Origin of the sequence: uncultured Algibacter sp., from assembly GCF_905480415.1 — a bacterium.
GTDB lineage: Bacteria > Bacteroidota > Bacteroidia > Flavobacteriales > Flavobacteriaceae > Algibacter_B.
In genome coordinates this window covers 1-8,897 of record NZ_CAJQQI010000104.1, presented here as the reverse complement: position 1 = coordinate 8,897, position 8,897 = coordinate 1, and the positions used below count along the sequence as shown (strand labels likewise).

9 protein-coding genes are annotated in these 8,897 nt (G+C 31.4%); 4 read left to right on the top strand and 5 right to left on the bottom strand.

The genetic code is table 11. The features are described from left to right. Both QZ260_RS07395 and QZ260_RS07390 read right to left on the bottom strand, forming a co-directional pair. Positions 1 to 419: succinylglutamate desuccinylase/aspartoacylase family protein (locus QZ260_RS07395; RefSeq protein ID WP_295984587.1), on the bottom strand; the 419-nt coding region annotated here is incomplete at its 3' end. Beyond that, entirely contained in the window at positions 416 to 2,272 is a 1,857-nt protein-coding gene (locus QZ260_RS07390) for a CBS domain-containing protein (RefSeq protein ID WP_295984585.1), read from the bottom strand. The genes QZ260_RS07395 and QZ260_RS07390, both read right to left, overlap by 4 nt. A gap of 137 nt (positions 2,273 to 2,409) precedes the next feature. Between QZ260_RS07390 and rnpA the strand changes: the two genes are divergently transcribed. The 4 genes from rnpA (at position 2,410) to QZ260_RS07370 (ending at position 6,748) form a co-directional block, all read left to right on the top strand. After that, the gene (gene rnpA, locus QZ260_RS07385; protein ID WP_295984583.1) at positions 2,410 to 2,787 is read left to right on the top strand and encodes a ribonuclease P protein component; all 378 of its coding nucleotides are present in this window, start codon (positions 2,410 to 2,412) and stop codon (positions 2,785 to 2,787) included. 6 nt (positions 2,788 to 2,793) lie between these two features. After that, positions 2,794 to 4,431 (top strand): S41 family peptidase, encoded by a 1,638-nt coding sequence (locus QZ260_RS07380; RefSeq protein WP_295984582.1) that lies wholly within the window; start codon positions 2,794 to 2,796, stop codon positions 4,429 to 4,431. A gap of 115 nt (positions 4,432 to 4,546) precedes the next feature. After that, on the top strand, positions 4,547 to 5,398 hold the full coding sequence (locus QZ260_RS07375; RefSeq protein WP_295984580.1) for an OmpA family protein: 852 nt from the start codon (positions 4,547 to 4,549) through the stop codon (positions 5,396 to 5,398). 6 nt (positions 5,399 to 5,404) lie between these two features. Next, entirely contained in the window at positions 5,405 to 6,748 is a 1,344-nt protein-coding gene (locus QZ260_RS07370; protein ID WP_295984579.1) for a T9SS type B sorting domain-containing protein, read from the top strand. Between the two features lie 53 nt (positions 6,749 to 6,801). On the opposite strand, the gene QZ260_RS07365 is transcribed toward QZ260_RS07370, so the two are convergent. From QZ260_RS07365 to QZ260_RS07355, 3 genes are all read right to left on the bottom strand, one after another. After that, the gene (locus QZ260_RS07365; RefSeq protein WP_295984578.1) at positions 6,802 to 7,245 is read right to left on the bottom strand and encodes a GNAT family N-acetyltransferase; all 444 of its coding nucleotides are present in this window, start codon (positions 7,243 to 7,245) and stop codon (positions 6,802 to 6,804) included. Positions 7,246 to 7,380: 135 nt separating this feature from the next. After that, positions 7,381 to 8,298, bottom strand: coding sequence for a cation diffusion facilitator family transporter (locus QZ260_RS07360; RefSeq protein WP_295984576.1), 918 nt, complete (start codon positions 8,296 to 8,298; stop codon positions 7,381 to 7,383). Next, entirely contained in the window at positions 8,299 to 8,733 is a 435-nt protein-coding gene (locus tag QZ260_RS07355) for an RpiB/LacA/LacB family sugar-phosphate isomerase (RefSeq protein ID WP_295984574.1), read from the bottom strand. Between the last annotated feature and the right edge of the window lie 164 nt (positions 8,734 to 8,897).

Sequence of the window (8,897 nt, the reverse complement as noted above, 5' to 3'; positions counted from 1 at the left end):
GTTTTACTTGAGGTTGTATGTAAATCTATAAAGTAAAATGGGGGTTGATTTGTTTTTAATATTTCTTCTAAAACAGTAAGCAACTCGAGTAATTCTGTTTCGTCTTCATTTAAAACTGTTTTATCTTTTATTTTTTGAATTTGCCGTTTGGTCCATAACCTATTTAAATCGTCTTGTACGAAACGTATGTGTTTTTTTAGAGCTTTTAAATTTCCTGAGATGCCATAAATAGTGCCTTTTACATAAGTCTTATTAACACAAGCCAAAGCATCTTTTAAAGCAAACACCCCCGAAGTTTCATTGCCATGAATACCTCCAAAAAACACAACAGTAGGCCCAGGTTTAGCGCCTTCAATCTTGCCAAGTATTCTGTCTACTTTTATACTACTATCTAATGCTTTGTTATATACCTCAATCATACATTAAAATCATTTCGTGTAACTAAGCCTATTAGCTTATTATTTTTAACTACGGGTAAACTGCCAATAGCATGAGTTTCCATTAATTTTTTAGCGGTTTCAATTGTCATATACTCCTCGGTAGTTATAATCTCGGTCTTCATCAACTTTTCCACACTATTATGTTTCCGTTTAGATTGGCCTAAGTAAGTTTCGACATCTTTCCAGCTAATTAAACCCAATAATTCGTGTCCACCATTTATAACGGGCATATGATGAATATTTTTCCACTTCATAATATGTAATACCAAGTCGATACTATCATTTTTGTTTACTGAAAAAATATCTGAACTCATAATATGCTTTACAACATACTTTGCCTTAAAAGGGTTATCACCTGTGTGGTGTAGCATGTCCCAAACTGAAACCGGGTAGCCTTTTTCTTGTTTATCATACATATTAGCAGTCAATATCTGCATAGCCTCATAGCGTTTATGTGTTTTCAATAGCTCTCTGTAGTTTCTAACTATCCACTCAGAACCATTATTCCCACAAACCCTATCCCTAACAATTTTCAAATAATATTCTGCATCTTTTGGAGTTATGCCAACGCGATACAGTCCTTTATAGGCCATAGGTAATAGTTCGTCTAAAATAAGTTTGTGACTTGATACATATTTACCATTCCAATAAAACTGTGTTCCCATACCATAGCGAGCTGCATTAAAGAAATTTGTTTTTACATCTTTAAAATCCCATTGATCATGAATATTTTTGTAATTCTTGGGTTTACCCATCATGATACCAACCCAAAACATCATATTTGCAATTTCATCTGCAATTGTAGGACCAGATGGAATATATCTGTTTTCAATCCTTAAATTTGGCTTCCCCTCCAAAACACCATAACATACCCTATTCCAGGGATACACCGTGCCGTTATGTAACTGAAGCGCTCTAAGCATTGGTGTTTCGCTCCTTTTAATCATATCAACACTATTGCGTGTAAAATGTGTCGTTAAAAAACTTCTAAATCTAGAAATGTTGTTTTTAAAAATGTCAGTAATAGTTCCTCTTTCCCAGTCATTACCAAAACTAACTCTAGACTGTTTTTCATTTAATAAATAAGAGTTTGCTCTGGTATCTACACTTTGTGTAAATAATGCAATTCTGGTTTCGCTCCATAATTCTTTTCCAAATAATAAAGGAGAATTAGTACATGCGCTTAAAACGGGTCCTGCAATAGCTTGTGCCCAGTTATAATTATCTACAAAATCTTTTGGACTTAATTGTAAATGCATTTGAAAACTCGTGTTACACCCTTCTAGCATAACAGAATCATGCAGTAAATTAAGTTCATCAACACCCTTTATGTGTATGTCAAAACTTTTTCGGCGACTTTGTTTAATAGCATCATTTAAAAACGAGTAACGCTCAACATCAGTCATACTTTCTTCACCTACGTTATTTATAGATAACGATGGCAAAATACCAGTCAAGACAATTTTAATGCCTTTTTTAGCAGCAATCCTTTTTGCTTTATTCATGTAAGCTTCTAAGTGCTTGTGTAATTTTGAAAAGCAATCATCCTCAAGCTTAAAGGTGTCCAAATTAAGTTCTAGATTGTAATTACCTATTTCTGTGGTAAAATGATCGTCATTAATAGCATCTAACAATTCTAGCGACCTACTTTCGGGTAAAAATTGATCGTTAACCAAACAAAACTCTTGTTCCGCACCTATACGCAAGGGGCCCTCTTCAATCATATTATTTTCAATCATCATATCCAATGCATCTATATCGTTTAACAAATGATGAATGTAATTTGCTCTATCTTTCTTAGTATTGAGTTTAGTAACATTTAAGTTTCCCATGACTACAAAATTAACATTGGTTATCAATTGATTAAATTACTCTCATTCAGTCGTTTTTAATATGATTTTTATCATGTATAAATCGAAACGGTTAGGTGTTAATTGTTATTCCTATTTTTGTAGACATAAATAGATTTATGTCTGCTACCTATTCTAAAAAAGAAAAGCTTAAAAGTAAAAAGTTGATTGATCAGTTGTTTACTGAAGGGCAATCCGTTTCAGTGTTTCCATTGCGTTTAGTGTATTTAGGCACAGCTTTTGATGATGCTGTTATTGCAAAAACAGGCGTATCAGTAAGTAAGCGAAACTTTAAAACCGCAGTAGATAGAAACAATATAAAACGTTTGTTAAGAGAGGCTTACCGCCTAAATAAAGCTGACTTTTTTAACAATTTAACAACACAACATGCGTTTATGATTTTGTACATTGGCAAAGATAAACCTACATTTTCCCAAGTTGAAGCTAAAATGAAAGCACTTTTTGAAAAGTTTTCAAGCAAAGTTTTAGAAAAATAAATTAACATGAAAAACATACTAAGAAAGAAAATCATAATCCCAATACTAGCATGTGTTGTTTTTTTTACAACTACAGCTTTTAAAAATGATTTTTTTGAAATTGCTAAACAGATAGAAATTTTCACCACATTGTTTAAAGAATTAAACATGAATTATGTGGATGAAACCAACCCTGGGGATTTAATGGATACGGCCATAAAAAGTATGTTGGCAGATTTAGATCCATACACCAACTTTATGAACGAGCAAGATGTTGAGGCTGCAAGAATTAACAATACAGGCGACTATACGGGTATTGGCGCAAGGATAAAGACACAAAAAGATAAGTTAGTTGTTATTGAGCCTTATAAGGGGTATCCAGCAGACAACGCGGGTTTAAAAGCGGGTGATGAAATTATAAAAGTCGGAGCTATTTTAGTCGAAGATTATGATGATAATGCGGGGGATTTATTAAGAGGTGCTTCTGACTCTTCGGTTGAGGTGACCTACAAACGTCAAGGGAAAACACAAACCGCAACAATAAAACGTGCTGAGGTTGAAATCAAAGCTGTACCTCATTTCTCATTGATAAATGAAAAAACAGGTTATATTGTTCTTAGTAGATTTAGTAGAAAAGCCCATGCAGAAACAAATTACGCCTTACGTGATTTAAAAGCTCAAGGCGCAGAACGTATTGTTTTAGATTTACGCGGAAACCCGGGCGGATTGCTTAATGAAGCCATTAAAATTGTAAATCTTTTTGTGCCAAAAGGGCAATTAGTGGTTACCACAAAATCAAAAGTTAAAAAGTATAACCGCACTTATATTACAAAAAACGAACCTATTGATAGCGAAATCCCTTTAGTTATTCTTATAGACGGCGGTAGCGCATCGGCTAGTGAAATTGTTTCTGGTGCACTACAAGATCTAGACCGCGCCGTAATTCTGGGTTCTAGAAGTTTTGGAAAAGGCTTAGTACAGCGACCGAAACAACTAACTTACGGAACGCAGGTAAAAATTACTATTTCAAGATATTACACCCCTTCGGGTAGATGTATTCAGTCTTTAGATTATTGGAATAGAAACGAAAAAGGCGAAGCAGTTAAAGTAAAGCAAGAGAATTACAACCCATTTAAAACCAAAAATGGTAGAAAAGTATTTGATGGCGGTGGCGTGTTTCCTGATGTCCTTGTAGGGTCAAGCAAAATCTCGCCAATTACATCGGCTATTGTGAATAATGATTTAATTTTTGACTACGCTACAAATTACTATTACAATCATACGTTTGATGATATTAATGATTTGAAACTTACGGATAAAGATTTTTTAGACTTTAAAAACTATTTAAATACCAACAATTTTTCTTTTGAAACTGATACGGAAAAAGCTCTAAAAAAAGCATTTGAGACCGCTAAAAAAGAAGAATTGAATGATAATATTGAAAGCGATTTTAATACATTAATTTCTAATTTAAATACCTCTAAAACCAATGTTATAGATGAAAACAAAGATTATTTGTTAGAGTTGTTAACGGAAGATATCGTGAAGCGTTATGTATATAGAGAAGGTTTGTATGAATATTTTGAAATACATGATACTGAAATAAAAAAGGCTACAGATATACTTAGTAAGCCAACAACTTATCAAGGTTATTTGAAATTATAAACCCAAAAGACCCGTTTTATATCGTTTGTTGTCGTTTATTAAACCCCGTACACGTTGCCTTCTAGCGTGGTTTTAGATTTAAAATAGTATATTTATCCCTATTCAATGCCCTACTATGAATAAATTATTAGTATTAGTATTAATTACTTTCAGCAGTGTTTTTGCTTTTTCTCAAAAAGAACTAACACAGGAGGTTTATTTTGATACAGATAAATACGATGTTCCAAACACGGAAGAAAATCGTTTGTTACTATTTATTTCTACTTTAAACGATATTGATATTGAATCCATTTCAATATTTGGTTTTTGTGATGACAGAGGCGCAGATACTTACAATTTAATACTATCTCAACAACGAGCTGATGCTATTAAAGCCATTTTTGCTAATAATGAAATAAGCGAAACATTAATAACGAATGTAGGTGGCAAAGGAGAAATACTTCTTAAAATAGTTGAAGAAGAAAATCTTTTAAAAATAAGAGGTTTAAATAGAAAAGTTAAGATTATTGTAAAACCTAAGCTTCCTAAAGTTGATAAAGTTATAGAGGAAAAACCACCTAAAGAAAAAGGTGTTGTAGATCTTATAAAAGAAAGCACTAAAGGCGATAAAATTTTATTTAAAAATATCTTATTTAAAACAGGATATCCAACCGTAACACCAGAATCTAAAAAAACGTTAGAATCTATTGCTCAGGCTCTTTTAGAACGTGATGATATTTATTTCACCATTCAAGGGCATGTGTGTTGTACCCAATTTTCTAGAGACGCGCTTAACAGAAAAACTAAAAAAAGAAATTTATCTGAAGCTAGAGCTAAATATGTTTACGATTATTTTGCGAGTAAAGGGATCGATAAAAAACGTATGCGTCATTTAGGTTTGCGTAGAAAATTTCCCCTTGGTGGCGACCCTCAATTTGATAGACGCGTAGAAATACTTATAACCTATTCGGGTAACAAAGCTAATTAAACTTTAATGTGCTCCAAAACTAAGTTTATTCTAATTAGTTTCTGTTTTATTTATTATAACAGTCTTTGCCAAAACACATTTGTTCCAGATGCTAATTTTGAACAAGCTTTAATTGACGAAGGTTATGATTCGGGGCCGCTAGATGGTAATGTCCTTACTTCAAATATTAGCGATATTCTTAATTTAGATATTAAAAATAGAGGTATTACTAATTTAACTGGTATTGAAGATTTTTCAGCCTTGAAAAATCTTGATTGTTCTGGTAATCTATTAATAAACATTGATGTAAGACCCCTTTCAAACCTTCAGATTTTATGGTGTTTTGAAAATCAAATAATAAATTTAAATGTTGACCAAAATATAAGCCTTACCGCATTACGTTGCGAAAATAATAAGCTAACAAGTTTAAACCTTTCTAAAAATATAAATTTGATTGATTTAGCTTGTGAACAAAACAAAATAACAACCATTGATGTTTCAAATAGTGTTAGTTTAAATAGATTTCAATGCGGAAATAATTTGTTGAATACCTTAGATGTTAGCACCAATGTGAACTTATCCTATTTATCGTGCGAGCAAAACCAATTAACAAGTTTGAATCTTTTAAGTAATAATCAACTAAGCTTATTAAACTGCTTTAATAATCAAATTACGGAATTAGATCTTACAAGAAACCCCAACTTAACCGATGTAAATTGTAGCACTAATCAATTATGTTTATTAAACCTTAATAACAGCAGTAACAGCACTATTACAGGTGTAAATTTTAATTTAAATACCGATTTAAATTGTGTTGTTGTTGATAATGCTAACGGAAATCATTCAAATTGGGTTCCGGCTTCGTTCTCAAATTATGTTGAATCACCTGACGAATGCAGAGATTTTATTCCTGTTGATTCATTAGAAAACGTGATTGGAACAAGTTATACATTACCAATGCTTAACAATGGTAATTACTTTACTGAAACCAACGGAATGGGGGCGTCATTAAATTCTGGAGACGTTATTACAAGTACGCAAACCATTTATATTTTTAATGAAACCACTTGCAATAGCAATGAAAGTAGTTTTGAAGTAATAATTAACAACAACGATTATTTTATACCAAAATATTTTACACCAAATAATGATGGTGCAAACGATGTGTGGCAAGTTTATGATAGGCTAAACCTAATTAATAATATTAGTATTTATAACAGACACGGTAAGCTTTTAAAGTTTTTACCAAATAATACTTCAGCTTGGGATGGTACTTTTAATGGCGAATTATTAAGTAGTGGTAGTTATTGGTATGAAGTTGTTTTAAACTCGCGAGAAATTTTACGTGGTTATTTTGCCTTAAAAAGATAAGCAAATAACAGGTTGAGCAGTGTCCAAACCTCTTTAATTCAAAAAATTTAAAATTATTCTTTTACCATGGCCGTATGTGGAATACCATCTTCAAGATACTCCTCACCTACTTCTTTAAATCCTAAATTTGTATAGAATTTTTTAAGATAACATTGCGCTGAAATTTTTATTTTAGAAGTCTTAAAATGGTATTTTATAGCTTTTATAGAGGCTTCCATAATATCGTAGCCATACTTAAATTGTCTTTCATTTTTAGAAACTACTACCCTGCCAATACTAGTTTCTTCAAAATAATCTCCTGGTTTAAAAATACGCGTGTAAGCCACTAATTTTTCATTTTTAAAACCTAAAACGTGAAGTGCTTTTTCGTCTTTTCCATCCAAATCTTGATATACACAATCTTGCTCCACTACAAATACTTCACTACGTAATTGTAATAAATAATACAACTCGTGCTTTGTAAGCGCTTCGAAAGATTTAATTTTAACCTTTAACATAATACTAATTTTTTCGTCTTTGCGAGACTTTTCTAAAAAAAGCCGTGGCAATCTTTTTAATTAAAGTAAAACTATATTTTATCGAAATAATAAATAGATTCCCGCGCTTCCAAACCCTTGGAATAACGTTTTATATTAATCTTGCACAATAACATCTTTAGCATCGTCTTTTCCAAATTCTGGTTGAATATTTACATGATTGATATCGTATTTATGAAATACTAAATGTTCTATCTCGTGTAAAATAACATCAAATTCTGATAAGGTAATATCCTTATTAAAATCTATATGCGCTTCTAAATGAATTTCAGCTTCATTTAATTGCCAAACATGCACATGATGTACGTTTTTAATCGTTTCAAACCCATTAATTTCTTCTACAATTTTTTTTATCGGAATGGTGTCTGGAGTAAATAACATGAGTAGTTTAGTAGAGTTTTTTAATAAATCAAAACCCATCCAAATTAAATATAATCCAATAATAAAAGTAAGGACGCTGTCTACCCAATAAACTTGATAATATTTCATTAATAAGCCGCCTATTAAAACGGCAACACTAGCCATCATATCGGTTAATAAATGTAGGTAAGCGCTTTTCATATTCATGTTAGCTTCAGAATCTTTTTTTAATAAAAGAACACTTAGCCCATTAGCAATAATACCTAAAAGAGATAACCAAATAACTAAATTAGATTCTATTTCTTCTGGGTTTCGAAATCTTTTAACAGCTTCAATAATTAATAAAACAGCAACTATTATTAAGGTTGATGCATTAATAAATGCGGCTAATATTTCAGCACGTTTATAACCAAAAGTACGGTGTAAAGAGGCTTGTTTTTTTGCTAATTTATTTGCTAAAAAACTTACAACTAATGAAATAACATCACTAAAATTATGAAGTGCATCACTTAACAATGCTAAACTACCAGAAAATATACCACCTATTACTTGTGCTACGGTAATAAGAATATTGAGTAAAATAGATATAAAAAGATTACGCCCTTTTAAGTCGTTATGAGAATGTGAGTGGTTATGAGTATGATGATCACTCATTTAACAAGATAAAGGAATTTTATCTATTCTGTTTTGATGACGACCACCTTCAAATTCTGTATTTAAAAAAGTTTCAACCATTTTTAAAGCTTGTGGAATAGCAGTAAATCGTGCAGGAATACATAATACATTTGCATTATTATGTTGTCTTATTAACTCCACTATTTCATTAGTCCAACATAAACCAGCACGTATTTTTTGGTGTTTATTAGCGGTCATAGCTACACCATTAGCGCTTCCACAAATTAAAATTCCAAATTTAGCTTTACCAGTTTCAACATCTTCAGCTACTGGATGCACAAAATCTGCATAATCAACACTATCATTAGCATCTGTACCGTAATTATTAACAGTAATTCCTTTCGACTCTAATAATGTTTTAATTGCAAATTTATAGTCTGTTCCAGCGTGATCGTTTCCTATAGAAATTGTCATATATATTTTATTTAGTTCCGTACTTCAACTACCCTAAAGATAAACTACGAAAATCTTGTTCTATTATTTATAACTTCAAAGTTAATAATTGGTGGGAACTATTAATAACTAAAACAGTTTAACTTATTCATGTTTTTTAGATTTGAAACCATAAAGCTTAATAT